The sequence below is a fragment of the Halalkalibaculum roseum genome, from assembly GCF_011059145.1.
GTDB lineage: Bacteria > Bacteroidota > Rhodothermia > Balneolales > Balneolaceae > Halalkalibaculum > Halalkalibaculum roseum.
Map to the genome: position 1 here is coordinate 470,436 of NZ_JAALLT010000004.1, position 25,874 is coordinate 496,309.

Genomic DNA, 25,874 nt, shown 5'->3' on the forward strand with positions numbered 1-25,874 from the left:
TATAGGGCTAACTGCCACCTGTTGAGCCAATTATGTATCCGTTGTACAATAGATTGCCGTACGGTTACACCGCCTGAAACTATTTGAAGATCTCACCGTATTGGGTAATGATTGTAACAATAAAGCAACTTGAAAAAAGAGGATTTATGAGTACCAGAGATCGATACAAAATGAAAGTACTTCTTATTTTTGTACTGTCATTTGCAAGTATGATACTGTTGGTTTCCACAGCATCAGCAAATACAACGGTTAAGGATGAACCTTACCGAGTTGAAGAATTTACCGTGAGCACCCCCGGTAATCTGAATGTACGTACCTCGGGCGGGCATATCACTGTTAAGGCTTCAGAATCCAATCGTGTACGCGTAGAAATGTATGTCCGAAAAAACGGAAGGGATTTATCCGCATCCGACTATGACCTGGATGATTTTGAAATCGACATAAGTCAATCCGGAAATACCGTTAGAGCTATAGCCAAAAGAGAAAACGGGAATAACTGGAAGTTTTGGAATAACAATAACGTCTCCATCTCATTTGTTGTTTACACCCCGCGTGAAATGAGCAGTGACCTGAAAACCAGTGGCGGACATATTGAAACCGACGGACTTAAAGGTAACCAGGAAATTGCAACCAGTGGCGGTCACCTGCAGCTTATGAACCTGATGGGCACCGTAGATGCAAGGACCTCGGGCGGACATATTGAAATAAGTGATTTCGAAGGAGAGATGAACGCAAGAACCAGCGGAGGCCACATCAATGTGCTAAATACCAATGGAAGCATAAACCTGCGTACCTCAGGCGGTCATATCGATCTTGAAAGAATCAGCGGAACTGTAGAGGCATCCACCAGTGGGGGGAGCATAAACGCTGATATTGCCAGTATCGGACAATTTATAGATTTACGAACCAGCGGTGGCAATGTAAATATTTCAGTACCGGATGGTCTGGGTATGGATCTGGAATTGCGCGGAAACAGAGTCCGTACCGAACTTAAGAACTTTTCCGGCAAGGTAGAGCGTGATGAAGTGGAAGGAAGCATTAACGGAGGCGGCCCAAAAATTTCCGCCCGGACTTCCGGCGGTACCGTACGAATATCGTTTATCTAACAGAATTGCCTCTCAAATTGCAAAGCCGGCTAGATTGAATCTTAGCCGGCTTAGTTTTATTTAAACTCTTCTCTTCTATAAATATATCTGGCAGAAACGGGATTCTCAGTGAATAGGTATAGTCATTCGGACTCGACCAGCAACTTAAGATTTTCATAGGAAATCTGCGACTGCTGCTTCATCATAGATCCTGAAAAACGGATAATCGGTTTCCACAAAACACCGTTGCCTTCGGCTGTGGTCAAGGCGGTAAGCTGTGTTTTGGCAGAATCAATAACGGTAAAGCTTATATCAACCTTAGAGTTCAGGGGCTCACTTTGCATACTGAAAGCATATCGTTTATTGGGTTCAACGTCGGTCACCTCTTCCGTGATTTCAAACTGTTCACCATCAACATCAAAGAACAGCTTAAACCTGCTCCCGGAGGTTAAGGGCTCTCCTTCCAGTTTTTCTATTCCTGTTACCCCATATAGCCACTGATCGATCTTTTCAGAATCGGTAAATACCTGCCAGACCTCTTCCACCGGTGCATTGATAGTAATACTATTTTCGTACTCGGCTCTGGGACTAATCAAACCGATCAGAAACATGGCGAGTATCAGCAGCAAAATGATACCGCCGATAATTTTTAAAGCTTTCATAAGCTCCCTCCCGGATTTGTTATAGTTGAGGGGAAAGTATAAACAAGCCGTTCGAGATATCACTTACAATGACAATCCCACTTTCAAAATAGGGATAATTGCTCCAAGCTCCGTCAAATCTCGTTGCATTATCTAAAGGATAGGTATCAAAAAAAGCAACTTCACTCAAATTTCCTGAGGATATATCATCAAGATTTAATATCCGAAGTCCAGATGTATAGTTTGCCTGATATACGTGATTATCCCTAACATACAGATTGTGATCAATTGAGTTGCTTTCGCCTGTATAGGTTCCTATCAGCATTGGATTTTCCAGATCCTTAACATCCCAAATATAAGTGGTTGTCTGTGTACCAATATTGCTTTCGTCTAGCTCATCATCTAAGAGAAAATATTGATGATCTTCCGTCAGCCACCCTTGATGGGCATAACTCTGTCCGGAATAATCACTTTTCCCTATAGTCACTGTAGATGATTTATCCGTCACGTTAGCAATAACCAGATGTGTTTCGCTTGAATTAAAACAAACTTCATCTCCCACATAATCAATATCCGGTCCGTTATATATCACACATTGGGTATCGTGAACATAACCGGTAGGGCTAGTACCATTTGGGGTTGACCTGGCAAATCCGACTGATGAATCAGCATGACTACCTGCAAAGACCGGATTCAAGGGGTCACTTATATCTAAAATATATAATCCTCCCCCCACTTGATTTGATCCGGCCACATATGCATATCCTGATTCCTCATTGATTGCAATATTATGAGCATTACCAAAAGCTGTAAAGTGTACATTCTCTGTAAAAGTTACAGGAGGTTCCTCAATCCCTCGCAATTGAGTTAAATCAAAAACCTGAAGTCCATGAGGCTGGCCGTCACTAACTATAAAAGCATGATCTTTATACACTTTAACATCCCGCCATGTCGAATTCTCTTCTTCATCATACAGATTTTTAGAAGCGGAACTCTTCATTTTATTATTTATGGATTCAGGAAGCGTACCAATAACCAATGGCTGGGTAGGTGTGCTTATATCCACGAATGTTACTCTATCCGTCATTCCCACTAAAGCATATTCCTTACCGGTTTGAGTGTCAGTCCATCCCCAAATATCGTTTAACCGTTCTCCCAAAAGATCAGCAACAGGAATATGTGCCAGTAGATTTACATTGCTGCAAGGATATTCGCCCGCCAAACCACTTTCACAATCTGCCGAGATCACCGGAGTATTGCCCACATCATCGTTATCGGTATCATCAATATTACCGGAAGGGGTATTGCTGCATGAAGCAATCAAAAAAGCCATAAGTAACAAAACAATTGCTCGTAAACGTGAATTGTACATAGTGATCAAACTTGGTTTGCGGCAGGTAAGAGCCGGTATGCGTGCAGGTAGCCTTTAGGTGTTAACTCTTGAAGAATCAGTTTATTACCTATATCAATACCTGGAGACGTCTGAGTATATTATCAAAAGTTTTCACTAAATAAAAAAGAAAGACCCTTTTGGTGGTCTGTGAAGGGGTGTGTTTAAAATTCTGAACGGACATAGAATCGAAATCCAATAAAATTAACCGGCAGGATGTTATTCCTGCCGGGTTCTCACCTTCTAAATCACAGTTCTGTTTAATTACCGTCTGATGCCGTTACCACCGGTTGGGTAATATAAGAAAGATCGGGACGCATAGATCCTTCTCTCCTTTCAATCTTCCATGTGATGGCCATAGTCTTTTCCATGAGTTTTTTACCTGCATAACCCATTTTCTTCATATTTTTCTCATAATTACTATAGAAATCTGAAGCATTTTTTGCTGAATGAGCTACGATGACAAGCGGCATATCCGTTCCCATGTCACCCATATACAAACGGTAGCCTTGTTGTATATCCATGCTTTTGTTCAGTTCAATCCATTCTTTGGCGATTTCTGCAACTTGAGCTTCCTTCCCTGGGTATACATGGTAGAAATCCCAATGCCGGAAATCCATACCAACATTCATTTGATTTCCGTATTCGGGTTTATAGGATAATTCTGGATGCAAGCGAACCATATAGTCTCTGTGACTGTGGTAGTTGCCGCTGAACATATTCATGTTTCTATCAAAAGCTTCTTTACCAATTTTATCCTGAAGCTCCGCAAAGCCGGCATTGATAGCATCGAGTCCAGCATAATTGCTTACCGGACTGATATAAATATAGGTGAAATCATCACCGCTGGCAGCTGAGTATTGCATACCTGCAATAGTATGCTGCTTCATTAAATCAGCCAGATTCTTGGCGGCTTTTTCATATTCGACCACTCGCGAAGGTATTACTACATCTTCGTGAATTGTAAATAATTGAGTAGCAGCTGTTTGATCCTGGGCATGAACAGCCAGTAAAGGAAGCAGACTGACCATCATTGCTGTAATTAGAGAGATTGGTTTGCAATTCATAAGTCACCTCAACAAAGGTTAAGTTTTTGAGAAATGGAATCCCGGAATTCTAACCCCTGCGCTACCTTATTAAGTAATTTATTATACTATATTTATGCGCAACATCCCGGAATTTGAAATGTACTGCCGGCCGTCGTTATGCGCAATTAAATTTTGCTTTACCCATAAACTCGTTCTTTAACTTTTTGGGTAATTTTATGTATCTAGTATTCCACCCAAATCGCAAAATCGTAATATTATGAGATCCCTACTTTTAAGTGCTTCACTATTGGTATTGATGAGTTTTTTGACGCTGCAAACTGCAAAAGCTCAGCAGCCGGATCCACAAAACCCGGTTCCTAAGAATTTAGCCGTCCCCTCTGAGTGGGAGGTTCGTCTGGATAATCCTGATGAAAGTGTAATCATCGGCTCTGACCCGGAATCTGCCGATATCTACTTCGTCAATATGAAACCGGGGTGGCATATTACTACCGGCCCGCGAGCTATCTTCTGGCATCCGGAAAGCATGGCTGAAGGTACCTACCGGGCCCACACAAAAATCTTTCTTTTTGATCCCCAGGGAAGAAATGAAGCCTTCGGTCTTTTTTTCGGCGGGCAAAATCTGAAAGTAGAGAATCAAACCTATACTTATTTCCTGCTTAGAAACAGTGGAGATTATCTTATTAAAAAGCGTACAGGCAATGAAACCACCCTGGTCAAGGACTGGACCAAGACCGATGCCATGGTTACTTATACCGACACCACAGAAAGTTCGGTTCCGAATACCTTAGCGGTTGAAGTGAGTGAAAATTCTGTCAGTTTCTTCGTTAACGGTACAGAAGTGGAAACGCTTAGTAAAGATCAGGTTGATACCGCAGGCTATGTGGGACTAAGGGTGAATCACCGCTTGAATCTTCATGTAGAGGATTTCGGAGTGGAACAGTATTAGAACTTTCTAAGGATTTTTTATCAGATAAATAGTAGAGCGATTTGCCAAATCGCTCTACTATTTAATTAAATCCGCGACAATTCGCGGCTTATACTAATACCTCTCAAACCACTCCAGTATATGCGCAACCTTCGTCATAAGCTGGCTGGGCCGGGAGGCTATGCCGTGACCCGAGCCGGGAATGCGAACCATCACCGATTCCACTTTTTTCAGCTTTAGAGCCGTATAATACTGCTCGGTTTCTGACATGGGGGTGCGATAGTCTTCTTCACCTGTCAGCAGCATAGTTGGCGTCGTGACGTTTCCAACCAGAGAGATAGGTGATCTCTCCATGTAATGATCCAGGTTATTCCATGGTAATCCGGGAAACCAGTATTTATAGAAAAAGGATGGGTTATCAGCCGTCAACACAAAGCTGTACCAGTTGATTACAGGTTTTGCCACGACTGCTGCCTTGAAACGATCGGTCTTACCGATTGCCCAGGCCGTAAGCACGCCGCCCCCGCTTCCACCGGTGATGTATAACCTGTCTTCATCTACATAGCCTTTTTCCAATACCGCATCCACGCCCGACATCAGGTCGTCATAATCCTGGCTGGGGTAGTTGTGATGGATCAGGTTACCGAATTCTTTTCCGTAGCCCGAGCTGCCTCTTGGATTGGTATAGAGCACTACATAACCTTCTGCCGCATAGAGCTGAACTTCTGCAGAAAAACGGTCTCCGTAATTGGCAAAGGGTCCGCCGTGAATCTCCAGCAGCATTGGGTAGGTTTTATCGGGATCGAAATTCGGCGGTTTTACAATCCAACCCTGAATTTTTCTGCCATCATAAGAAGACTCATACCATACCTCCTCTACCTCCCCGAGTTTTTTGTGCCCGAACAGATCCTCATTGAGCTGCGTGATCTTTCTTGCCTGTTGATTCCTGGCTGCAACTGCCACATCCGCAGGATAGCTTGGTCGGGTATGGGTATAGGCAAAGGTACCGTTTGATGCTACGGTAAAGGAACCGCTGGCATAAGGGCGTCCGATTGAGGTACCTCCCACATTTTCAGCCAGGTCCTGTACCTCTCCGTCCATAGTTACCGTCGCCACCCTGGTATTCCCTTCGTTATCATACTGAAAGTGTATCTGGTTTCCGGAGGTGACCCATTGAACATTGCCCACATTTCGATCCAGATTACCGGTAATCAACCGACTGTCTGAACCGTCACTATTCATCACATATAGTTTACTGACTTGATATCCTTCGTATTTCTCGTCATATCCGGTATACGCTATTTGTGAACCGTCGGGGGAGATAACCGGGTTGCTATCCGGACCTTTTCGATCGGTCAATGCCGTTACGGAACCGTCGGAAACAGAAACCTTATAAACTTCCGAATTATTAGGGTCATAACGCCAGTTTTCATGACGGTTGGCTGAAATTATCAAATGTTCTCCATCAGGAGTCCATTGCGGGCTACCACCGTGATTGAACTCACCCGATGTAATTTGTCGCGGCGTCCCTCCCTCGGCAGGAACAACAAACACATGGGAATAACCATCTTCCAGGTAACCGGCCCCATCGGCACGGTATTTCAACTTATCGATGACTTTGGCAGGATTGGCCCACTCAGCTCCATCCGGTTTGCCGGGCAGGGAAGCCAGCGGCTTATCTTTTTTCGGTACGAACATGGTAAATGCAATCATGCTGCCATCCGGCGACCAGGATAGTCCACCCGGTGAATGAGTCAGGTTGGTAATTTTAGCGGAATGACCGGTGTCCATCCAGCGAATGTAAAGTTCCGTGGAACTGCTTTCGGTGGAGGCATAGAGCAGCTTGCTACCGTCGGGTGACCAGCGAGGAGAAAAGTTATTGGCATTGCCGGAGGTCAAGGGACGGTGCCGGGGGCCATCGACATTGATAATCCAAAGGTTTGATTTCCGTCGGTCGTCCATGATATCCATGAAGTTCCTGACATACACAATTTGATCTCCGCCCGGTGCTATTTGCGGATCGGAAGCATATTCAAGGTCAAAGACATTTTCCAGGGCGAACAGATCAGATTGCTGAAAGGCATCGGTTGTTTGAATAGAAACAAAAAGCAGTATAAATAGTATCAGTGAACAGGCAGAACGTTTTTTAACAAGCATACTTACATCAGGTTTAATTTGAATGTGGCTCAATGTGCAAAATTGACCCGCAAAAGTACAGGAATGGAACCCTTCTTTTCCTTTTTTAACAGCTATAGGACCTGATTTTCAAATTATTACTGATGACTTCCGATAATCTTTGGGGGTACCCCCTTGGCTTATGTGTATAACCCATGAAGACATCTGATAATCTTAATCAATATTCTTAGCGTCATGAATTCAATAGTTACTAACACCAAGATACTTGTAGCAGCAGTGCTGACTACGTTTATTGCCGCAGGTTGCTCAATCAGCGACAGCAATAACAATGCACCGAAACCCGTAAATGTAAATATGCAGGTTGCTACAGCCGGTAGCGCCCCTGTTGCACCCAAAGCAACTTCCAGTCATGTTACTCTTAGCAGTGTCAAAATGCTGGTTGAGGAGCTGGAACTTGAAAGCGTAGAAGAAGATTCTTTGGATTTCGAGATTGAAAACCAGGTGATACAACTCCCATTAGACGGCTCTCCCTATCAGCTGGCCGCGGCAGATATTGCTCCGGGAATGTATGATGAATTTGAAATGGAAATCGAAGGTCTGGATGATAATGACAACGTAAATGACCCTGATTTTACAGAAGGATCAGAAGAGACCTCCATTATCATTGAAGGCTCCTATAACGGAGAAGACTTTAGCTTTCAAAGTGAAGAGGATTTTGAGATTGAATTTGAATTCAATCCACCCATCCAAATCGATGAAAATACCACCAATGTTGATATCAACCTGATCGTGGATATCAACTCCTGGTTCTTAGATGAAGCTGGCAATGAACTTGATCCGACTGACCCCGACAATAAGGAGCAGATTGAAGAGAATATCGAGAAGTCATTTAAAGCCGAAAAAGACGAAGACGATCTTGACGATGACGGCGACGATGAGGAAGATGATGATGATGATGACGACGATGGAGACGGGGACGACGATTAATTACTGACCTAAGCTACCCCTAATAGCCAGGCCCCGGGAGTGAAATCTCGGGGCTTTTTTATTTATCACCACTTAGTCACTCAGTGTACTAAGTGGTAAAAGTTATTCGAGTACGAAGCGGAAGGTTATGGTACCCCATTGCGATTGCTGCGGTACACCGGAGGGCAACCGGGTAAAACGCCAGCTCCGGAGGGTGCTCATCACTTCACGCTCGAGCTCTGGGTTCATTTTTTTGATAGGAATAATACGTCCAATAGTTCCATCTGGTTTAACCTCAAAACGAATACTAATAGTCGCTTCAATGTCGCTATTATTTTGTGGAAGTGGCTGAACCCTGGCAGTACGATCAAAATCACCCTCCCACTGAAGCTCATAAGGAGCGCTTTTCTCAGTCTCGTTTCCGGTACCTTGGTCAGCATTAACATCACCGGTATTTCCTTTGACATCACCGCTGGTCTCTGCCCCTTCCTGTTGGGTTTCTGCTTTCTTGGTCTTCGGGGGGATGGTTACCTCTTCCTGTTCCTGGGTGTCGGACTGTTGCTTGGGATCTACTTTGTCCGTTTCAGGGGTCTCAATAGGTTCTTCTTCAATTTCTTCCGTCTGCTCCGGGGCATCTACAGGTTTTACGGTTTCCTGAGTGGTTTCCTGTTGCTTTTCGATGGGATCAGGCTCTTCAGGCTGGGGCTCTTCCGGTTCAATTTCAGAAGGATTCGGTCGGGTAGCCACCTCCTGGTTCTTTACCTCAGATCGTTCAGCAATAGTACCTGCTTTAAACTCGCCGAATTCCACCTCGATAAAAGACGGTCTCGCATTTTGATTGATAGAAAAGGTATAGAGTATAAAGATGATGGTCAGCACAACATGTATGCCTGCCGTGACCATTATCGCAAAGCGATCTTCCTCATCTATGTTATCGAAAAATTTCATGTCAAAAAGTTAGGTAGAACCTCTTTCAGTAGCCATAATTATCCTTAGCTCAAGAGCCTTGGCGATATTCATGACCCGTACCGCATTGTCAATGATTGCTTCTTTATCTGCTCTCAAAACGAGCGTACCCTGAGGTTTGTTGTTTTTGGCATTTCTGATGGAAGAAGCCAGCATTCCGCTGCTCGTCAGATTGCCATCAACATAGTATTCACCGTCCTTGGTTATGGCTACCGTGATGAACTGGTTTTGTGTTTCCGCACCGGTCTCTGCTTTAGGGATATCCACTTTTATACCGAAATTGGTAACAAAAGACGATGTCAGCAGGAAAAAAATCAGCAGCAACAGTACGATATCCGTCAATGACGACTGTGAGAACAGCGTCAACGGCTCCATACGGTCTTCATCTTTGCGAAAATTCATTATGCGACTTCCTCACGTTGTTTGGCTTTTTTGGCTGACGGGGTCTGCAAAAGATCAACGAAATCGGCAGAGGCGTTTTCCAGCTCGTGAATCATCCGGTTGATCTTACCCAGCAGGAAGTTATAGAACCCATAGGCTATGATTCCTACGATAAGACCGGTTGCCGTGGTGATAAGAGCTTCCCAGATACCTCCGGCCAATACGCTTGGATTTACATTTCCCTGCAGAGACTGTATATCCATAAATGCTTCAATCATTCCGGTAACCGTGCCGGTAAAACCGATGAGCGGGGCAACGCCGGCAATAGTTGCCAGCCAGTTCATTCTTTTTTCAAGGTGAAAGATCTCTTTTTTTCCGGCGTTACGGATTGCATCTTCAATATCTCGAATAGGTCGACCCAACCTCCTGATGCCTGCCTTCAATATGCGTGCCAGAGGTTTATCAATCCCGTCACAGTAAGTCAGTGCCCTCTGTCGGTCACCGTCTTTCAGCATCCCCTCTATGGTGCGGAGAAATCCGTCAATCTCCATACGGGAGTTGTTCAAGGAGCGCCATCGCTCGGCAATAACATATACGGCCAGGAGCGATAACAGGAACAGGGGTATCATCAGGATACCTCCCTCGGCAAGCAATCCTAAAATGGACATGCTTTCATCTTGCGCTGCCAGACTCAGGGTATCAGCGGCAACGGTATCCGCCTGCTGTAGAATGATAAGTGAAATCGTTGAAAACATATGCTGTCTATTAGAATTAGATTATTGAATGCGTTTGATAAAGTGATTGCTCTTGTAAGGACTGGGCAGCGTCTGTGATGCCATTTGAGCATCTTCTATCGTCTTGAACCGGCCCAATCCTAGTCTCCAAAACGTCGTGTCCATGATATTGGCTCTTGAAATAACCGTGCGATAACCCGACTGCATCAGTTCTTCATTCAGCTTTCGTACTTTGGCTTCGTCCCGCAGAGAATGTACTACAATCGTGTAGCCGTCATCCACATTGGGCGATGCCCCTCCCCGCAATCCGTATGCGGATTGACGCGATGCTTCGGCAATGCTGGTAATACTTGAAGTCGAATTCGTATCAACCTGTTCCGAAGAATTATCCATACCAGCACTTTTCTCGTTGGTAACAGAGTCAATTGCCGAATTATTTTCCTCTCCTGCAAAATTTTCCTGTTGCCCGGGAGTGGTTTTCAAGGTCTCTTCCACAGCGCTTTCCGATACTCCGTTACTGTTACCGGTGTCTGCGGAAGTTCCAAAATATCCCAGATCGTAAAACATCCAGCCTGAAATACCCAGCGCAATGACTACCACAGCAGCAACGAGCAGTTTCCCTATTGGATCCGTTGTTTCCTTTTTCCTTTTAACAGATGAAGGCTTTTTCGAAGAAGCAGTGGGTTTCGCTGAGGCAGCCGCAGCCGGCTTTTTCTCTTTTTTCAAAGATTTCTTAGGCGTATTTACATTTTGCGCTACTTTCTGACCTTCTTCTTTTACAGGAGTTTCAGGCTTCTCTTTTTCTGCTGCAGTTTTTTTCTTTTCCGGTGCAGGTTGCTCGGGAATATCTTTTTTGATTTCCTTGTCTGTTTCCACCGGTGTGTCCATCTCCTCGCTATACTCCTCCACTCCCGGAACCGATTCTGTTTCAGAGCTATCTTTTGAAGTACGGCCGGTAGAAATATCGGGCGTCTCCTTATAGGCCCCGATCAGCTCAATGGGTTTCATACCCGCATACTTGTAGTTCACTTCCGTAGATAACTTCTCCCCGGCCTGAAAAACTATCCCATTATCTTCAAGGCTGAACGTCCCAAGGCCTGTTACTTCGAATGATTCTCCTTTGGATAATTCAGCACTGAGCTGATTCATAAAAAGATCCAGCTGTTCTTCTACCGAGGCTTTTTCAAAACCCGTCTTCTCCGCCAGTAAATCGATCAGTTTCTTTCTATTCACTGTCATTCATCAACTTTTTATCGGCAACAAATGTAATTAAATCTTTAGGAGGCATCATGACCACTCTGCCGTCATCAAACTGCTTCTGGTACTGTTTCTTGTGCTCGGGTTTGAACACACCCAATCCGTCTACTGAAACCTCATTTTTTTTCGCAATCTCTTCTCTGAGTATCTCCGAAAAAGCCCCTAAAAATTTTTGATCCATATCTTGCTTAAAGTTTTACTGTCACTCCTCCGTATAACTGCAGCGGTCGCTCGCTGTAACCTTCCCAAACCTGGTAATTGTCATCCAGCAGATTCACTCCCCGGAAATATGCCCCGAATCGTTCTGTAATTTCCAGATCCACCTGGGCGCCAAGCAAGAAAATACCGTCAAGCTCCTGTCCGGTAATGCCCGTCTCCCGCTTGCCGATGTAGTCAAGCCATCCTTCTACAGTTATGCGTTTAATCGGACTGATATGAACACTGGAATTTATCCCCCATGATTCCTGAAACGGTACTTTATCACCTCCATCCAGTTTTGGAGACTGGGCGTAGATTCTGCCATTTACCCAGAATCGTTCGGGCAGGAGCTGGTGCGTTAAACCTGCGTAAATTCTGAAATTCGTTGCATTTTCGTAGTTAATCCGGTAAAAAGAATTTCCCGGTGTCGGTGTGCTCTGTGAATAGTAAGGCAAATTCTTTGTATTCGAGTAGCTCACCCCTCCGTGTAGTGTCGAACCCCGGAAGTACTCCAGGCTGACCTCTCCTGAAGCTTTGATCTCGTAGGCGTGACGCAAAATATTATCGGAAGCAATGAACCTGTTGTATTCATGGTGCTGACGCACACTTTTCAGGTAGGGTTTACCTTCTGCTTTTCCGGTTATTTTTAACCCTTCGGCAAAGGTATGTTCCAGCTGCAGGGAAGGAGCAAAGTAGACCTTATCTTCGACGAAATCGGCTGCATAATAGACATTTGCTTCACCCGTAACTTTGGTGATATAGTTAAACAGGCGCTGGTACTGCACACCGCCCTGCAACGTGGTCCATCCTTCCTGCTGATCACCGATATCGTAGACCCCGCTTCTTACCCCGCCTTTCACCGTAAATGTTTCACTGACGTTGTTCCCGGCCCATCGTTTCGCAAAAGATGCCCGGTATACCGTTTCATTGACATCACCGGTAAATGTGTCGTCTTCCAGATCTACATCAAAATATTGCAGCCCGGCTTCTAAGTTCCATCCGTCAATAGTATTCTGGAAACGGCTGAGTTCACCACCTAAGTGAAAACCTGTATAATCTTTACCCAGCTGTTGTTGTGCGGGAAGCAGATTTTCAAGCTGGTAGAGATAGTGAAAGTCACTTTGCCCGCCTGCATTGAATTGAAGACGCGTGTCCTGATCCAGTTTCGTGGCATATTCTGCATTGGCGTTGAAGAAACGAAAACTGCTAGGCTGACCGTCCAGGTGACCATCGGAAGAAGAAAAGTCCAAATCTCCGCCTACGTAGCTGGTTTCGCTGAGCCTGTGAACGCCCCAGAAGGTAGCTTCGGGGCTGCTGTAGCTGCCATATCCCAGCCGGGAGTAGGCTTGAATATTTTCCGAGTACGTCATTGGATTATACCCCGGTGGATTTGGTCGTGAAAGTTCACTCACCGGGAGGTTGGCAACAACCTGTTCTTGTGTTTCCATAAAGGGCTGCCGATTGGGATCGACCTGGTAAACACGCGGTGTCGGATCAAAGCCCAGGATAGGCTGGCGCCGGATGCCAGGGAAGCGTGCTTTGAACTGGCTGCGAATCTCAATATCCTGAGGATCAATCTCAGGGAGCAGAGAGTTCTCAGTATCCTGTTGCTGAGCAATAGATGGAACCGTTAATACCAGTAAAAATATAGAGAAAAGAAACAGGGTAAAGTTACGTGACATTGGATTTACGTAAGTAATCAATAGTTAGCCGGTCAAACATCATTAAAGGTACTAAAAAATTAGCAACGATTAATGTGTATTTACATTGCTTTATACATTATTATCCGGGTTCTGTTTCCTTCGCTGATATTTATTCAGTGCTCGTCTGAAAGATAGGAATTACCAAAATCAGTATATAAACTGATCCTCAGAGTCAGAATAAGGGATCACCTCTTTTGGCTGCCAAAAACTTGTCGATAGCCAGAAAAACGGGGGTAAAGCAGCTTACAATAAGTATCATGGAAGCATGCGTTATGGTAGCATAAGCCAATCCGACTACAGCAGGCACCGCAAACAGCACCAAAAGAGTCTGCTTAACAAAGTAGTGATAGGTACCAATGCCGCCGGGTGAAGGTATAGCAATACCGATTGCAGAGATGACGGTTATCACAAGGGCATCAAGGAACCCCAGCTGGTAGACCTCCTGCATGTTAAACATCCAGAATGGAATGTAGGTCATTAGCGTATAACCGAACCATATAAGAAGAGTATAAAATATGAAGAGCCACCAGCGCTGTACTTCACGTACCGAAAGCAGACCGTCCTTGAACATGATGACCGCTTCTTCTATTCGTTCTACCCATACCTGAACATTTTCAAAGCGTCTTCCCAGTGCTCTTGCCGCCTTAATTGTCAAATAAACCATTAAAAGGATAAAACCTGTGAAGAACAGCACCCAAAGCACCGTTACCATGGTATAACCTTCCGTTAGGAAATGCACCGTCTCATCCCCGAATATCTGCCTCAAAAGCGAAAGGTCAGCTACGAGGTAAACAGAGACCACCACCATCAGGAATATCATGGTGGCCAGATCGATGATCCGTTCCAGTACAATGGTGCCCATCAGTTTCGACGAGCTCAAACCTTCACGTTTTGCAACATAGACAGGACGGCTGACTTCACCTAAACGGGGACCCACAATGTTGAGCAGGTATCCCACCATCACTCCGGATATTAGCGTGACCCGGCTGAGATCTTTTTTGTCGTGCTCGATAAGAAGGCGCCAGCGCTCGGCCCTTAAAAAGTGACTGCCAAGGGATGTCAGTGCCAAAGGCAAAATCCAGCCATAGCTGATATTGCGTGCATATTCCCAAAGCTCCTGAAGGTTGACATTACGGAAAGCAAGCCACAAAAAGATCCCGCCTAATACCAGAGCAAGGCCTATTTTGAACGTTTTTCTAAACATTATGGCTGGTTACGCATATCCACAATTTCAGCACCTTCCGGGTAATCAAGGTTAAACATGCCCTGTTCAGGTGCAATAAATTTTCCTTCTTTAAACGAGGTAGTAATCAGGTTGTCGGCCTGGTCTTTGGCGAAAATACGCAGCGGCATCAGATCAGTGTTGAGAGTGATTTCAACCGCCTGGAATACGGAAAAGGGATCTTCTGAAACCAAGTTTATGAAAACCTTGCCGTCTTGCCTCTCCTGACTCTCGATGGCGTAAGTAGAGTCAGCCCCGTTTAATATACGGGAGGGGGCAAAATCATCTTCCGCGGGTTCGTATTTGCTGAGAATTACCCGGTTACGGCTGTCATCAAAAACCATGGATGTTTCGCCATCGACGACGACCGACTGGTTTTGGGTCCGTACCTTGTACTTATCTTCCCCTACCCAGATAGAGCCTTTATTGGAAACGGTATCCTGGGTATAGGAATCGATATATTGGTGCTGGAACTCGGCATGGAATATCTCACCGTTGTCAAAACGTTGCTTTAGCTTATCGAAAGCCGACTGCTGGGCAGCAACCGGATTCAATAGAGCTACTGTCAGTACAAGCAGTGCGGCACCAATTAGTAAAGAAAAATCAACCTTCAAATTCGTCAAGTTCATCAAGTAATTGTTCTAATTCATCTTCATCATCCACCAGTACATCGCGTGCGGTACTGCCCTGGTAAGGACCAACCACCCCGGCGTTATACAACTGATCAATGATCCTTCCGGCACGATTGTAGCCTATCTTCAGTTTGCGCTGAAGCAGCGATACCGAGCCTTGCTGGTGAAGCACTACAATTTTTGCAGCTGCTTCAAAATATTCATCAATATCTTCCAGAGGATCCGGGATGTCGCTCACTCCATCTTCGTCCTCTATAACGGGTAAGTGATACGGATGCTTGTATCCCATTTGATTACCGATAAAAGCGGTAATCTTCTCCACCTCTTCGGTAGACACAAAAGCGTTCTGAATACGCGTCATGCCTCCTCCGTTGGTAAAAAGCATATCTCCGCGTCCGATCAGTTGGTCCGCGCCGCCGGTATCCAAAATGGTTCTGGAGTCAACTTTTGATGCCACCTGGTAGGCAATCCGTGCGGGAAAGTTCGCCTTTATGGTACCGGTAATTACATTCACTGAGGGACGCTGGGTTGCAACCACAAGGTGAATGCCTACGGCCCTGGCCAGCTGGGCAAGACGGGCAATGGGTTCCTCAATCTGCTTGCCGGCCGTCATCATCAAGTCAGCCAGCTCATCAATGACAACCACAATATAAGGCAAGTGACGGTGTCCAAGTTCTTCGTCCAAGTCACCTTCTTCATATTTCCTGTTATAGTCTTTGATATCACGAACCATGGCCATCTTCAAAAGATCGTACCGTTCATCCATCTCCTTGGTGAGACTCTCCAGTGTCTCCTGGGCCTTGGTTGTATCGGTAACAATAGGCTCCTCCGCACCCGGAAGGGTTGCCAGAAAATGGCGCTCAATATTTCGGAAAAGCGATAGTTCAATCTTCTTCGGATCAATCATCACGAATTTCAAATTGTCCGGGTGACACTTGTAAAGCAGACAGGTGATGATGGTATTGATACCTACCGTTTTACCCGAACCGGTCGCACCGGCAATGAGCAGGTGAGGCATCCGGGTGAGATCAACCAGAAACACCTCGTTTTCAATCGTTTTACCGAAGGCAACCGGCAGCTCCATATCGGTTTCCACAAAACGTTTAGTATTGATGACCGACTTGATATAAACCGTTTCCCGTGCCCCGTTAGGCACCTCAATACCAACAGCCGATCGCCCGGGTATCGGCGCAATGATGCGAAGCCCGTGAGCAGCTGTAGCCATTTTCAGGTCGTTCGCATAGCTCTCGATCTTGCTGATCTTGACGTCGGGGGCCGGTTCAAGTTCATAAAGCGTTACTGTTGGACCTACGATGGCATTAATACTGAGTATCTCGATCTTGTGCCTTTTGAGCTTGTCGAGAATGATACGCTTGTTCTCTTTAATCTCTTCCAGATCCACTTCATTACCCTCATGCGGGGGTGAATCCAGCAGGTCGATGGTCGGAAATTTATATTTGATTTCCGGTACTTCTTTGGCCTTGTCCTTATTCTGGCGATCCAGCTCTTTGGCATCGGCCTCTTCATCACCCTTCCCAACATAAACAGCAATGTCTACATCATCTTCCTCTTCGTCGACTACTTTTTCCGCTTCTCCTTTGTCAATAATAGCACGGGGTCGTTGATCAAGATCCTTAACTTCTTCCTTCTGCTGTCGCATGCGTTCCAGATCTTCTTCCTGGGAACGCTCAACAATGTCATCGATTGACTGCTCTTTGGCAGGCTCCGAATTCTGACGGGCCTGAGTCGAAGCCTGTCGCTGCTTCATCTTCTGCTCTGCCTGGCGCTGAGCTTCGATTTCCTGCTGTTCCTGCTTTTGCTTTGCTTTTTCCGCCTTCTTTTGGGCACGTTCTTCCCTCTTTTCGGCCTGTTTTTCCTTCCATTCAGCAACCGTACTTTTAATGAAATCTACTGTTTTTTGGAGGTCGCGATCGAGCAGCATCAAAACTGTGACGACAAACAACACTCCCAAAATAACGATAGACCCGATTCCTGTGATGTTTTCAAGTACCCGCGACATGGCTATTCCTGCAGAACCGTTCCATACCGAAGAGTAGGCCTCGTATCGATTATAGACCCAGCCTAAGATTGTTGAGAGCAGAACCATCGTCCATATTCCATAGGCGGTCGGCCATAAAAGCTGTTTCACATCAAAACCGCGAAAGATAAACCAGCCGTAACTGAGAATGAGTATCGGAATAATGATGCTGGTATAGCCGAAGAGCAGGTAAACAAATACGTATGACAAATAGGCTCCAACAACACCCAATCCATTCTGTATACGTAGGGCGGGACCCTCATCAACTGTAAAAATGGTATCTGTAGAAAGCGATTGGATCAGGGCGTAATCCGCGCTGTTGTAGGTAATAATGCTCAAGGCCAGCAGCGCGCCGATAGCCATGATTAATATCCCCAGGATTTCCAGCTTACGGGATTCTGATAAGCCGCTCGTAAGTTTTCCTGAACTACTTTTCTTTGCCATGAAAATCTGTAATAATTCCTTCTTTCATTACGGGCAGTACATCCATTGCGTTAACCCTGCTGCAATAAGACAAATCTTCCGTACCCACGATATCCTGCAACCTGTGGGCATGATTGGAAGAAAGCACCGTTTTCTCTATATCATCACCAAATTTTTCGTAAAGGCCAAAAGCTACTTTAGCCCCGTCAAAGGCTGTATCGGGCAATTCACCGCTCGTAAGTTCGTAAATAATGTTACCAGCGCAAAGTAAATCTTCCAGAGACAAACGCCCTCTCCAGCCTGCGCAAACCAAAATTATTCGTTCTTTATCCTTCAGGTATTCAACCACGCTTCCCAGGTTCAGAAAACTGCCTACCGTGATATGCCGGGCATGCGAGGCACGCATCAGCGCTTTGGTACCGTTGGTAGTATTCAGGATAATCGTCTTGCCATTGACAAGCTCAGGTGTATATTCAAACGGGGAATTGCCAAGGTCATATCCTTCAATTTTCTCCCCATCCTTTTCACCGCAAAGCAGAATATTTTCCGTATCCATGCTTTGGGAAATTTTGCTGCCTGCTCCCATATCGGCTACAGGTATTACACCCTTGGCCCCATTGGCAAGTGCCGTCACAATGGTTGAGCTGGCTCGTAACACATCAATCATCACCGCGGTCTTACCTCGCATCTCGTCTTCCTGAAAAGAGGTAGCCGAAGTGAATACTTCAAGCTCTTTAATCATTATCTGTGTAGATATTTAATATTCTTGTATCCAAGGCAAGTGTTATTCTAAAATAACTTATTTCTTTAGAAATGGCGGATTTTCCACTACCGCTTCGGCCTGCCTGTTTCTAATGCTGATATATATTTTTGTTCCCTCTTTGGCGAACTCGGTATCTACATATCCCATCCCGATATTTTTTTCCAGTGTAATTGAACGTGATCCGCTGGTCACCTCTCCGATAGCTTCACCGTTTTCATCCACAATAGTATAGCCGGCACGCGGAATGGAGCGATCTTCTTCAGTACTGAAACCAATCAGTTTCTTTTTAACGCCTTCCTCTTTTGCTTTTTGAATGGCTTCCCTGCCAATAAAATCTCCTTTGTCGAGTTTCGTAAGCCAACCCAGACGTGCTTCCAACGGATTTGTGTCTTTGGTGATATCATTGCCATAAAGAGCATAGCCCATTTCCAGGCGTAGCGTATCACGGGCACCCAATCCGCAGGGTTCAATATCAAACTCCTCTCCTGCCTCCATGATTGACTCCCAGATTTTAGCAGGGTTGGAATCTTCACGATCAAAATATATTTCGAAGCCTTTTTCACCGGTGTACCCGGTAGCAGAGAGAATCACTCTTTCAAAGCCTGCAAAATCACCGATCTCAAAATTGTAGAATCCTATTTCACTCAGATTTACATCCGTAAGTTTCTGCAATACTTTTTCCGAATCAGGTCCCTGAACAGCCAACAGACACATGGCTGCAGAACGGTCTTCAAGCTTCATATCGTAATGCTTGTGATTGGTCAACCAATCAAAATCCTTTTCAATATTGGATGCATTCACTACCAGCATATAACGGTTATAGTCAAGCATGTACACAATCAGGTCGTCCACGATACCCCCGTCGTTATAACACATGGCTGAGTACTGTGCTTTGCCGGGCTTTAGCTTTGAGGCGTCATTGATGGTCACATACTGTATGAAGTCAAGTGCTTCGGGACCAAAGACAAAAAACTCTCCCATATGGGATACATCAAACATACCGACCTTGTTTCTGACGGCATTATGTTCCTTTTTGATGCTTTCATACTGGACGGGCATCTCCCATCCACCGAAATCGATAAGCTTGGCGTTTAATTTTTCATGAATATCGTAAAAAGGTGTACGGTTTAGCATGTCTCGTCTTACGTATTTTAATTTTATAGCACTTTGTAGCGATGTATGACACAGAATGCAAATAATTTCGGTACCAAAAACCCTGCACCTTGCATCCGGAATCCTGCATCCATAACAAGCCTTCAAGTTAACCATTTATAAATAGAATGGAGAATGAATTCTTAATTAAAGATTGACCTGATGTATTACTAACTCTTCTTTATCCCGGCTCTTTTTAAAGTGAATATTCAGTACCGATAAAGCGTTTAGCATCTGATCGTAATTGTTTATCTTTATGGGGTTCAAACAAATTGAAGTAATTCTGAAACGGCCAATGTCTATTAATAAACAACAAGTACGCACTGCCCTTACCCATGTAATGCACCCGGAAATGGGTAAGGATCTTGTGACCCTGAACACGATTGAAGACCTGATCGTACAGGACAAATTCATCGCTTTTACCATTGACCTCCCTGAGAAAAATCCGAAGCTTGACAACAAGCTGAAGGAGATGTGCCGGGAAGCCATACACAAGTATGTAGACAGTGAAGCGGTTTTGGATATTACAACGGCAGTAAATATTTCCAAATTCAGGGACGATTCCGAACAGCAAGAATCAGAAGCCTTTCCCGGGCAGGGCCACCGCAAGAAAAAAGAAGAACAGGAGCCGGATGAAATACTGGGCGGGGTAGACAATGTCATTGCTGTTGCCTCGGGTAAAGGTGGCGTCGGTAAATCAACCGTGGCCGTCAACCTGGCGTGCGGACTCGCAAGAACTGGAGCTAAAGTAGGTCTGCTGGATACCGACATTTACGGACCCAGTATTCCGACCATGTTCGGCACCCATGAACGTCCGAATATCACGGCCCAGAAAAAGCTTATTCCGCTTGAAAAACACGGGGTCAAATTTCTATCCATGGGCCTTTTGGTGGATCCTGACCAAGCCATGATCTGGCGCGGGCCGATGGTGACAAGTGCTGTAAAACAGTTTATGCAGGAAGTTGAATGGGGCGAACTCGATTACCTGGTGCTGGACCTTCCTCCGGGAACCGGTGATATTCAGCTTACCCTGGTTCAGACAGTCCCATTGACCGGCGCTGTTGTAGTTTCAACGCCGCAAACCGTTGCACTTGACGATGCCCGAAAAGGAGTTGCCATGTTTAAAAAAGTAAATGTACCGGTGCTGGGTATCGTAGAAAATATGGCCTATTTCATTCCACCGGATATGCCTGAAAAGAAATACTACATCTTCGGAAAACACGGAGCACGAAATCTTGCGGAGCGTATGGGGTCGAACTTCCTGGGAGAAATACCGCTGGAGCAGTCGGTTAGAGAGAGCGGTGATGACGGCAAGCCAATTGTACTGGAAGAAAATCTGGAATCAGAGTCGGCACGTGCCTTTGTAGAGCTATCCAACAATGTAATTCAGCAGCTGGCTATACGAAATAAGGAACAGGATCCTACCCAAAAGATCGATATCAAGATCAAACCGTAAAAGAACATAGGTAATTCGTGTACTACCATCGCTGGCTGAGACCCAGAAGAAATTGCCAGATGGTTAATGCTGCAAGCCGTGCTGTTTGACCGTCGCGATCAAAAGAAGGGTTTACTTCGCACAGGTCAAATGACGTGACTTGTTCATTTCTTCCCGCGAGGTAAGCTGCTGTTAACCACAAGTCTTGATGCAATCCGTTGGTACAGGGAGCACTGACGCCCGGTGCATAGGCATCGTCCACAGCATCCATATCAAAAGTCACCATCATTCTATCGCTTTCGTGTTCGTGGAACATGCCCGAAATAGAGGTGATGTTGGTCTCATCCCTGAAAACATAACTACCTCCCTGTTCTTTGATATAGATCAGGTGCTCTTCCGCAACCGAATGAGGCTGAAGCCCGGCTACCAGGTACTTGCTGCAGCATTTGCCGGGGTGTTCCATGGCTTGTCTGAATGGGGAACCGGAGTGCGCCTTTCCTTCATTCAAGTTACGAACGTCCGTATGGGCATCCAGGTTGAAGATTGCTGTCTCCAATCCGGATTCCGCATATCCCAGGAAATGAGCAAAAGCCGTTTCATGACCCCCTCCTAAAATAATCGGCAAAATATCCTCAGAGAGCAGCTCCGCTAAGATTTTTCCAAGGTCACTTTGAGAGGTCTCCAGATCCACTGATACACTTAGATTTCCCATATCCAAAATAGTGTCAAGCAGATTGGCAAACTGTTCCTTCCCTTCGGGCGGCGGTGTCATCTTATACAGTTGCCGACGAATTTCATCCGGAGCTGCTGCCGCACCCGGGCGACCATTATTCCGGCGAACTCCTTCATCGGATGGAAATCCAATTATGGCAACTCTGATATTTTTTGCTGAATCCCTTTCCGTGTTTATCAGATGTCCAACCCTGGGATCATTTTGGGCGGTCTTTGGAATTTCAAGTGCCGGTTTTTGCAATTTCATAAAAGTGTATGGTATTTAATTTTATGATCAATCAGTTAAAGGATATTCATAAACATGAGCAAGCCCAAATGAAGGTTAAAAGCTTAATAACGGCTGCAATAATTGGCTTTTAACCTTTGAATAGTTACCATCCTAATAATTACCGGATACCGGTATGCATCAAAACCTCATACCTATGTATAGATTATTCTTCGTTTTTTTGTTGTCAGTTTTGTTGGGATGTACCCCTGAAAAAGAAAATACCGGATCTGAGACAGCTGCATCGACGGAGCAACCTGATGTTGAACAACGTCTGGCCGCGCTGGGAATTGAACTACCGGAAGTATCCGCACCTGTTGCCAACTACGTAAATGCCGTGCGCAGCGGCAACCTGCTATTCCTCGCCGGCAAAGGCCCGAGGAAGTCAGACGGGAGTTATATTACAGGGCGAGTGACCGAAGAACTGACCCTTTCAGAGGCACAGGAGGCAGCTCGTTTAACAGCAATAAACCAACTAGCCGTACTCAAGGCGGAACTGGGTGACCTAAATAAGGTGAAGAGAATTGTAAAGGTCAACGGCATGGTTAACAGTCCGCCCGGCTTTGGCAACCAGCCGGAAGTAATAAACGGCTTCTCTGATCTCATGGTAGAGGTATTCGGAGAACGAGGCAAACATGCCCGCGCCGCAGTAGGCATGTCATCCCTTCCGCGCAACATCGCAGTGGAAGTTGAAATGATTGTGGAAGTTGAAGAGTGACTTAACTGCTCGAGTGCAGAGCCACCCGGTTTCCTTCGCAGTCTTCAAACACGGCCATGTACCCATAATCCTCGGATATCTGGGTTTTGGGTACCAGCTCTTTGCCTCCCTGCTTCTTGATGCGATCCAATACCTGTTGCAGATCCGGCTCGGCGCTTAAATATACCAATGGACCTTCATGACTTGGTGTATAAAAATCCTTATGCTCGCACAGTGCGCCACCGACACCTCCTTCCTTCACCGGAAACATGGCCATTTTAAGGCCGTTTCCCAGCTCCATGGGCTGTAATTCCGTCTCAAATATGGCTTCGTAAAACTTCCTTGCCCTGTCAAGATTATTGGTCGGTATTTCTACCCATGCGATTACATTATCCCGTTGCTCCATGACTGCCTCCCGTTTTAAGACTTATTTGTGTTATACGGCTCCAATCATTTCCAGGAACCACATTATTTAACCAACACACTGATTATTATTTGGATACAGTATGTAAACCTTTCAAACAAAACAAGAGGTTAGTGACAAATTTGTTGGCAGCAGGCAAGAGTAGTAAGGAACTAATATAGATTTGACGGTTTCGACTGACTATCGTTATTTCACAATTTCAACAGAACAGTAAACTGATTCGGATCTCCATTAAACTAGATCCACTCCTGGTTTTCTATGGCCACCGTTCTTTCGTTTTGAACATTCCCGGTATGGGCGGTATTTTTTGGTTCGAATAGTAAAATCCATGCCTCATGTTCTGCCACGGGTTTATGCTCAACGGCCTTGGGTACTATGAAAAACTCCCCCTCTTCAAGTGTTACATCGCTTTCTCTCATTTTTATGGTAAGTGATCCCTTCACCACAAGGAATAGTTCATCCTCCTCTTCGTGAGTGTGCCAGTCAAAACTGCCCTCAACTTTTGCCAGTTTGACAAACTGACCGTTTAACTCACCTACAATTTTTGGACTCCATTGGTCCTTAAAGAGTGAAAATTTGTCCTTCAGGTTTACTTTAGAAAATGTTTCCATATTTAATAGTCAATTGGCATTCCGTCTTTCCATTTGGCGCGAGGGGTCAACCCTTTGCATCATCCGCAGGATAATACGATCAAATTTCGCTTTCTGTTCTTCATCGCAGATGCTTCTCAATTGAGAAAAATGATCGTAAAAGGCTTGCTCCAGCTCCTGCTGTTTCCGGCCAATAACTGTTGTAAGACTATCAACAGAGGCATCTGAAGCATCATCACTCAGTGCTTGAAACAGCTCACCTCGAGCCATGCGAATGTCCTTGAAGTAAGTGCGGGTATCCCTGATGTGATCCCTTCGAAGTTCTCTGAATCTATGTTTCTGATCCTCGTTAAGGTTCAGCTCCCGTTCAATAAAGCGCTGCACCCGGAATTGTGATTGTCCTTCGCGGAAAGGAGGACCGCCGCCGGGACGAAGAATCCAAATTCCCGTAATAACTGCAATGTTGAGAACTAGCATGACCAAAAAACCGGTCAGTGCCCATCGGTATTTTGTTTTATATTCCATTATTCATCGATTTCTTGTTCGTACAGTGAAGGCACCGTCAAGGCATATTCTTCGGCAAGTGCCGTTATCTCCTGTTCGCTTATCCCATCGTCGAAGTTCTCACTTCCTGTAAAGGAGATTAGCGTATAAGTGTTTACAAACAAAATAATCAGTACGGCAGCGATACCCCATGAAAGCCCCGGTAACCGGGAAGCGTGCTCCTCATTGCGAGACATACGAGCCTCCAATCGCGTAAAGAAATATTCATCCGTCGATGCTCGATCGACACCGTCAAGGGCTTTCATGGTCTCCTCAACTTCTTTTTGAACCTTATCTTTGTTATCCATCATGCTGGCTACCAGTACGTTAATTTTCTGTGGTCTTAGTTCATCTCCGATGTATAATATTCATGGAGTTCATTCTTAAGATTATTCTTTGCCCGGTGTATTAAGGACTCTACAGCCGACAAACTGTTATCCATAATCCCGGCGATCTCTTTGTAGCTTAAATCCTCTAACTTATGCAATGTAAATGCAATCCTCTGCTGTTCCGGCAACACTTGAATTGCTTTCATTAAAATTTCTGCGCGTTCTTTGTTTTCAACAGCGATTCCCGGATGCGGGAAGAAATCCCGATCAGCCGTTTCATCAGGTACTCCGTCTTTATTCCACAAGGCCTGAAAATAGGCAAATCTCTTTTTTCGCTTTCGCTTTCTAATCAATTCCAGGCTTTTGGATACTGCAATTCGATATATCCAGGTACCAAGTGCGGCGTCTTCCCGGAAATCACCAATAGACTCATAAATCTTCATAAATACCTCCTGCGCCATATCCTCAGCGTCGTGCGGATCTCTGAGAAAACCCAGGCAGGTGTTATAAACACGATCTTTATAATCTTCAACCAACCTGCGAAAGGCTTCACGGTTGCCGAGCTGAAGCTGCTTAATGAGTTCGGATTCTTGCAATCGAAGAAATATACGTTAGAATATAGGTTCAGGTCATTCACTTAAAGAGTGTACAGATAAGTATAGGGAGGATACCTATCTCTCCCCATACTCGCTATTTGATTCCGATCAATTTCCGCGACGCATTCTCAACGCACCTTTAACGGGTCCGTCTTTTTTACTCATTTGCCTGCGGCTGTCGAAAATGATACGCTGATCATCGGTTAAAAGAGCTCGAATTTCTTGTTCCGAAGCCAGACGTGTCTTCATCATATTAGCTCTTAGGCTACTTATCTCATCGGCCATCGCATTAATTGCATTTATATCTGCATTTTCAGCTGTTCGCAAGGTCATAAGTTGTGCGGCCTTTACCCGAACCTGATTTTGCAAGGGAAGCATTTCCTTGCGGCTATCTGTCATCACAATACGTAACTGTTCCTTCTGCTCATCAGTCAAATCAGGAAGTGCAAATATGCGGTTCCCCGGCTGATGCATTTCACGCATTCTTTCCATACGATCCATATTGTTATTCCGGGGACCCTGCTGGGCATAGCTCAAGCCGGTGAGTCCGACCAGAGTGAAGGTGAGTGCTAAAGTTTTTAAATAGGGTAGTGTCTTCATAA

The 25,874-nt window shown here is 45.2% G+C and carries 27 protein-coding genes; 5 read left to right on the top strand and 22 right to left on the bottom strand.

What is annotated here, in order from left to right; all coding sequences use genetic code 11:
• The first annotated feature begins 146 nt into the window (after positions 1-146).
• Positions 147-1,106, top strand: coding sequence for a DUF4097 family beta strand repeat-containing protein (locus tag G3570_RS13965; RefSeq protein ID WP_165143398.1), 960 nt, complete (start codon positions 147-149; stop codon positions 1,104-1,106).
• Between the two features lie 122 nt (positions 1,107-1,228).
• On the opposite strand, the gene G3570_RS13970 is transcribed toward G3570_RS13965, so the two are convergent.
• From G3570_RS13970 to G3570_RS13980, 3 genes are all read right to left on the bottom strand, one after another.
• Positions 1,229-1,747 carry an SRPBCC family protein gene (locus G3570_RS13970; protein WP_165143400.1) on the bottom strand — a complete coding sequence of 173 codons (519 nt, stop codon included), beginning with the start codon at positions 1,745-1,747 and terminating at the stop codon, positions 1,229-1,231.
• 19 nt (positions 1,748-1,766) lie between these two features.
• The gene (locus G3570_RS13975; protein WP_165143402.1) at positions 1,767-3,098 is read right to left on the bottom strand and encodes a choice-of-anchor B family protein; all 1,332 of its coding nucleotides are present in this window, start codon (positions 3,096-3,098) and stop codon (positions 1,767-1,769) included.
• A gap of 278 nt (positions 3,099-3,376) precedes the next feature.
• Complete coding sequence (locus tag G3570_RS13980; protein ID WP_165143404.1) at positions 3,377-4,183, bottom strand: hypothetical protein; 807 nt, start codon at positions 4,181-4,183, stop codon at positions 3,377-3,379.
• A 238-nt stretch (positions 4,184-4,421) separates the two neighbouring features.
• Here G3570_RS13980 and G3570_RS13985 point away from each other — a divergent pair, with 238 nt between their 5' ends.
• Positions 4,422-5,111 carry a hypothetical protein gene (locus G3570_RS13985; RefSeq protein ID WP_165143406.1) on the top strand — a complete coding sequence of 230 codons (690 nt, stop codon included), beginning with the start codon at positions 4,422-4,424 and terminating at the stop codon, positions 5,109-5,111.
• Positions 5,112-5,204: 93 nt separating this feature from the next.
• Here G3570_RS13985 and G3570_RS13990 read toward each other — a convergent pair whose 3' ends face one another.
• Positions 5,205-7,247 carry an alpha/beta hydrolase family protein gene (locus G3570_RS13990; RefSeq protein ID WP_165143408.1) on the bottom strand — a complete coding sequence of 681 codons (2,043 nt, stop codon included), beginning with the start codon at positions 7,245-7,247 and terminating at the stop codon, positions 5,205-5,207.
• 213 nt (positions 7,248-7,460) lie between these two features.
• Here G3570_RS13990 and G3570_RS13995 point away from each other — a divergent pair, with 213 nt between their 5' ends.
• On the top strand, positions 7,461-8,213 hold the full coding sequence (locus tag G3570_RS13995) for a hypothetical protein (RefSeq protein WP_165143410.1): 753 nt from the start codon (positions 7,461-7,463) through the stop codon (positions 8,211-8,213).
• A 102-nt stretch (positions 8,214-8,315) separates the two neighbouring features.
• On the opposite strand, the gene G3570_RS14000 is transcribed toward G3570_RS13995, so the two are convergent.
• From G3570_RS14000 to gcvT, 11 genes are all read right to left on the bottom strand, one after another.
• On the bottom strand, positions 8,316-9,140 hold the full coding sequence (locus tag G3570_RS14000) for an energy transducer TonB family protein (protein ID WP_165143412.1): 825 nt from the start codon (positions 9,138-9,140) through the stop codon (positions 8,316-8,318).
• Positions 9,141-9,149: 9 nt separating this feature from the next.
• Positions 9,150-9,560: an ExbD/TolR family protein gene (locus tag G3570_RS14005; protein ID WP_165143414.1), complete on the bottom strand. Its 411-nt coding sequence runs from the start codon at positions 9,558-9,560 to the stop codon at positions 9,150-9,152.
• Complete coding sequence (locus G3570_RS14010; RefSeq protein ID WP_249067122.1) at positions 9,560-10,294, bottom strand: MotA/TolQ/ExbB proton channel family protein; 735 nt, start codon at positions 10,292-10,294, stop codon at positions 9,560-9,562. Before G3570_RS14010 ends, G3570_RS14005 begins: the two co-directional genes overlap by 1 nt.
• Positions 10,295-10,315: 21 nt before the next feature.
• Positions 10,316-11,512 (bottom strand): SPOR domain-containing protein, encoded by a 1,197-nt coding sequence (locus tag G3570_RS14015; protein ID WP_165143416.1) that lies wholly within the window; start codon positions 11,510-11,512, stop codon positions 10,316-10,318.
• Entirely contained in the window at positions 11,499-11,711 is a 213-nt protein-coding gene (locus G3570_RS14020) for an HU family DNA-binding protein (protein WP_165143418.1), read from the bottom strand. The genes G3570_RS14015 and G3570_RS14020 overlap by 14 nt, the downstream gene beginning before the upstream one ends.
• Positions 11,712-11,718: 7 nt before the next feature.
• Positions 11,719-13,410, bottom strand: a complete 1,692-nt coding sequence (locus G3570_RS14025; protein WP_165143420.1) for a TonB-dependent receptor — start codon at positions 13,408-13,410, stop codon at positions 11,719-11,721.
• Between the two features lie 193 nt (positions 13,411-13,603).
• A complete protein-coding gene (locus G3570_RS14030; RefSeq protein ID WP_165143422.1) occupies positions 13,604-14,635 on the bottom strand; it encodes a lysylphosphatidylglycerol synthase transmembrane domain-containing protein in 1,032 nt (343 codons plus the stop codon).
• Positions 14,635-15,282: a LolA family protein gene (locus G3570_RS14035; protein ID WP_165143424.1), complete on the bottom strand. Its 648-nt coding sequence runs from the start codon at positions 15,280-15,282 to the stop codon at positions 14,635-14,637. Before G3570_RS14035 ends, G3570_RS14030 begins: the two co-directional genes overlap by 1 nt.
• The gene (locus tag G3570_RS14040) at positions 15,257-17,767 is read right to left on the bottom strand and encodes an FtsK/SpoIIIE family DNA translocase (protein WP_165143426.1); all 2,511 of its coding nucleotides are present in this window, start codon (positions 17,765-17,767) and stop codon (positions 15,257-15,259) included. The genes G3570_RS14035 and G3570_RS14040 overlap by 26 nt, the downstream gene beginning before the upstream one ends.
• Positions 17,751-18,488 (bottom strand): 2-phosphosulfolactate phosphatase, encoded by a 738-nt coding sequence (locus tag G3570_RS14045; RefSeq protein ID WP_165143428.1) that lies wholly within the window; start codon positions 18,486-18,488, stop codon positions 17,751-17,753. Before G3570_RS14045 ends, G3570_RS14040 begins: the two co-directional genes overlap by 17 nt.
• 57 nt (positions 18,489-18,545) lie before the next feature.
• A complete protein-coding gene (gcvT, locus tag G3570_RS14050) occupies positions 18,546-19,643 on the bottom strand; it encodes a glycine cleavage system aminomethyltransferase GcvT (protein ID WP_165143430.1) in 1,098 nt (365 codons plus the stop codon).
• A 313-nt stretch (positions 19,644-19,956) separates the two neighbouring features.
• Here gcvT and G3570_RS14055 point away from each other — a divergent pair, with 313 nt between their 5' ends.
• On the top strand, positions 19,957-21,117 hold the full coding sequence (locus G3570_RS14055; RefSeq protein ID WP_165143432.1) for an Mrp/NBP35 family ATP-binding protein: 1,161 nt from the start codon (positions 19,957-19,959) through the stop codon (positions 21,115-21,117).
• A gap of 22 nt (positions 21,118-21,139) precedes the next feature.
• Here G3570_RS14055 and G3570_RS14060 read toward each other — a convergent pair whose 3' ends face one another.
• Entirely contained in the window at positions 21,140-22,075 is a 936-nt protein-coding gene (locus G3570_RS14060) for a formimidoylglutamase (protein ID WP_165143434.1), read from the bottom strand.
• Between the two features lie 175 nt (positions 22,076-22,250).
• On the opposite strand from G3570_RS14060, the gene G3570_RS14065 reads away from it, so the two are divergent.
• Positions 22,251-22,811: a RidA family protein gene (locus tag G3570_RS14065; protein ID WP_165143436.1), complete on the top strand. Its 561-nt coding sequence runs from the start codon at positions 22,251-22,253 to the stop codon at positions 22,809-22,811.
• A 1-nt stretch (position 22,812) separates the two neighbouring features.
• Here G3570_RS14065 and G3570_RS14070 read toward each other — a convergent pair whose 3' ends face one another.
• From G3570_RS14070 to G3570_RS14095, 6 genes are all read right to left on the bottom strand, one after another.
• The gene (locus G3570_RS14070; RefSeq protein WP_165143438.1) at positions 22,813-23,196 is read right to left on the bottom strand and encodes a VOC family protein; all 384 of its coding nucleotides are present in this window, start codon (positions 23,194-23,196) and stop codon (positions 22,813-22,815) included.
• 254 nt (positions 23,197-23,450) lie between these two features.
• Positions 23,451-23,825 (bottom strand): cupin domain-containing protein, encoded by a 375-nt coding sequence (locus G3570_RS14075; protein WP_165143440.1) that lies wholly within the window; start codon positions 23,823-23,825, stop codon positions 23,451-23,453.
• 9 nt (positions 23,826-23,834) lie between these two features.
• Positions 23,835-24,329, bottom strand: a complete 495-nt coding sequence (locus tag G3570_RS14080) for a Spy/CpxP family protein refolding chaperone (protein WP_165143442.1) — start codon at positions 24,327-24,329, stop codon at positions 23,835-23,837.
• Entirely contained in the window at positions 24,329-24,658 is a 330-nt protein-coding gene (locus G3570_RS14085) for a hypothetical protein (protein WP_165143444.1), read from the bottom strand. The genes G3570_RS14080 and G3570_RS14085 overlap by 1 nt, the downstream gene beginning before the upstream one ends.
• A gap of 32 nt (positions 24,659-24,690) precedes the next feature.
• A complete protein-coding gene (locus G3570_RS14090) occupies positions 24,691-25,272 on the bottom strand; it encodes an RNA polymerase sigma factor (protein ID WP_165143446.1) in 582 nt (193 codons plus the stop codon).
• A 108-nt stretch (positions 25,273-25,380) separates the two neighbouring features.
• Entirely contained in the window at positions 25,381-25,872 is a 492-nt protein-coding gene (locus G3570_RS14095) for a Spy/CpxP family protein refolding chaperone (protein ID WP_165143448.1), read from the bottom strand.
• Positions 25,873-25,874: the final 2 nt, after the last annotated feature.

Excerpts from the sequence above, each read along its gene's own strand:
- G3570_RS14040 (WP_165143426.1), bottom strand. The coding sequence starts at position 17,767 with ATGGCAAAGAAAAGTAGTTCAGGAAAACTTACGAGCGGCTTATCAGAA.
- G3570_RS14025 (WP_165143420.1), bottom strand. The coding sequence starts at position 13,410 with ATGTCACGTAACTTTACCCTGTTTCTTTTCTCTATATTTTTACTGGTA.
- gcvT (WP_165143430.1), bottom strand. The coding sequence starts at position 19,643 with ATGCTAAACCGTACACCTTTTTACGATATTCATGAAAAATTAAACGCC.
- G3570_RS14085 (WP_165143444.1), bottom strand. The coding sequence starts at position 24,658 with ATGATGGATAACAAAGATAAGGTTCAAAAAGAAGTTGAGGAGACCATG.
- G3570_RS14060 (WP_165143434.1), bottom strand. The coding sequence starts at position 22,075 with ATGAAATTGCAAAAACCGGCACTTGAAATTCCAAAGACCGCCCAAAAT.
- G3570_RS14005 (WP_165143414.1), bottom strand. The coding sequence starts at position 9,560 with ATGAATTTTCGCAAAGATGAAGACCGTATGGAGCCGTTGACGCTGTTC.
- G3570_RS14095 (WP_165143448.1), bottom strand. The coding sequence starts at position 25,872 with ATGAAGACACTACCCTATTTAAAAACTTTAGCACTCACCTTCACTCTG.
- G3570_RS14070 (WP_165143438.1), bottom strand. The coding sequence starts at position 23,196 with ATGGAGCAACGGGATAATGTAATCGCATGGGTAGAAATACCGACCAAT.
- G3570_RS13980 (WP_165143404.1), bottom strand. The coding sequence starts at position 4,183 with ATGAATTGCAAACCAATCTCTCTAATTACAGCAATGATGGTCAGTCTG.
- G3570_RS14015 (WP_165143416.1), bottom strand. The coding sequence starts at position 11,512 with ATGACAGTGAATAGAAAGAAACTGATCGATTTACTGGCGGAGAAGACG.
- G3570_RS13995 (WP_165143410.1), top strand. The coding sequence starts at position 7,461 with ATGAATTCAATAGTTACTAACACCAAGATACTTGTAGCAGCAGTGCTG.
- G3570_RS14075 (WP_165143440.1), bottom strand. The coding sequence starts at position 23,825 with ATGGAAACATTTTCTAAAGTAAACCTGAAGGACAAATTTTCACTCTTT.
- G3570_RS13965 (WP_165143398.1), top strand. The coding sequence starts at position 147 with ATGAGTACCAGAGATCGATACAAAATGAAAGTACTTCTTATTTTTGTA.
- G3570_RS13975 (WP_165143402.1), bottom strand. The coding sequence starts at position 3,098 with ATGTACAATTCACGTTTACGAGCAATTGTTTTGTTACTTATGGCTTTT.
- G3570_RS14055 (WP_165143432.1), top strand. The coding sequence starts at position 19,957 with ATGTCTATTAATAAACAACAAGTACGCACTGCCCTTACCCATGTAATG.
- G3570_RS14045 (WP_165143428.1), bottom strand. The coding sequence starts at position 18,488 with ATGATTAAAGAGCTTGAAGTATTCACTTCGGCTACCTCTTTTCAGGAA.
- G3570_RS14010 (WP_249067122.1), bottom strand. The coding sequence starts at position 10,294 with ATGTTTTCAACGATTTCACTTATCATTCTACAGCAGGCGGATACCGTT.
- G3570_RS14000 (WP_165143412.1), bottom strand. The coding sequence starts at position 9,140 with ATGAAATTTTTCGATAACATAGATGAGGAAGATCGCTTTGCGATAATG.
- G3570_RS14020 (WP_165143418.1), bottom strand. The coding sequence starts at position 11,711 with ATGGATCAAAAATTTTTAGGGGCTTTTTCGGAGATACTCAGAGAAGAG.
- G3570_RS14080 (WP_165143442.1), bottom strand. The coding sequence starts at position 24,329 with ATGGAATATAAAACAAAATACCGATGGGCACTGACCGGTTTTTTGGTC.
- G3570_RS13990 (WP_165143408.1), bottom strand. The coding sequence starts at position 7,247 with ATGCTTGTTAAAAAACGTTCTGCCTGTTCACTGATACTATTTATACTG.
- G3570_RS13985 (WP_165143406.1), top strand. The coding sequence starts at position 4,422 with ATGAGATCCCTACTTTTAAGTGCTTCACTATTGGTATTGATGAGTTTT.
- G3570_RS13970 (WP_165143400.1), bottom strand. The coding sequence starts at position 1,747 with ATGAAAGCTTTAAAAATTATCGGCGGTATCATTTTGCTGCTGATACTC.
- G3570_RS14035 (WP_165143424.1), bottom strand. The coding sequence starts at position 15,282 with ATGAACTTGACGAATTTGAAGGTTGATTTTTCTTTACTAATTGGTGCC.
- G3570_RS14030 (WP_165143422.1), bottom strand. The coding sequence starts at position 14,635 with ATGTTTAGAAAAACGTTCAAAATAGGCCTTGCTCTGGTATTAGGCGGG.
- G3570_RS14065 (WP_165143436.1), top strand. The coding sequence starts at position 22,251 with ATGTATAGATTATTCTTCGTTTTTTTGTTGTCAGTTTTGTTGGGATGT.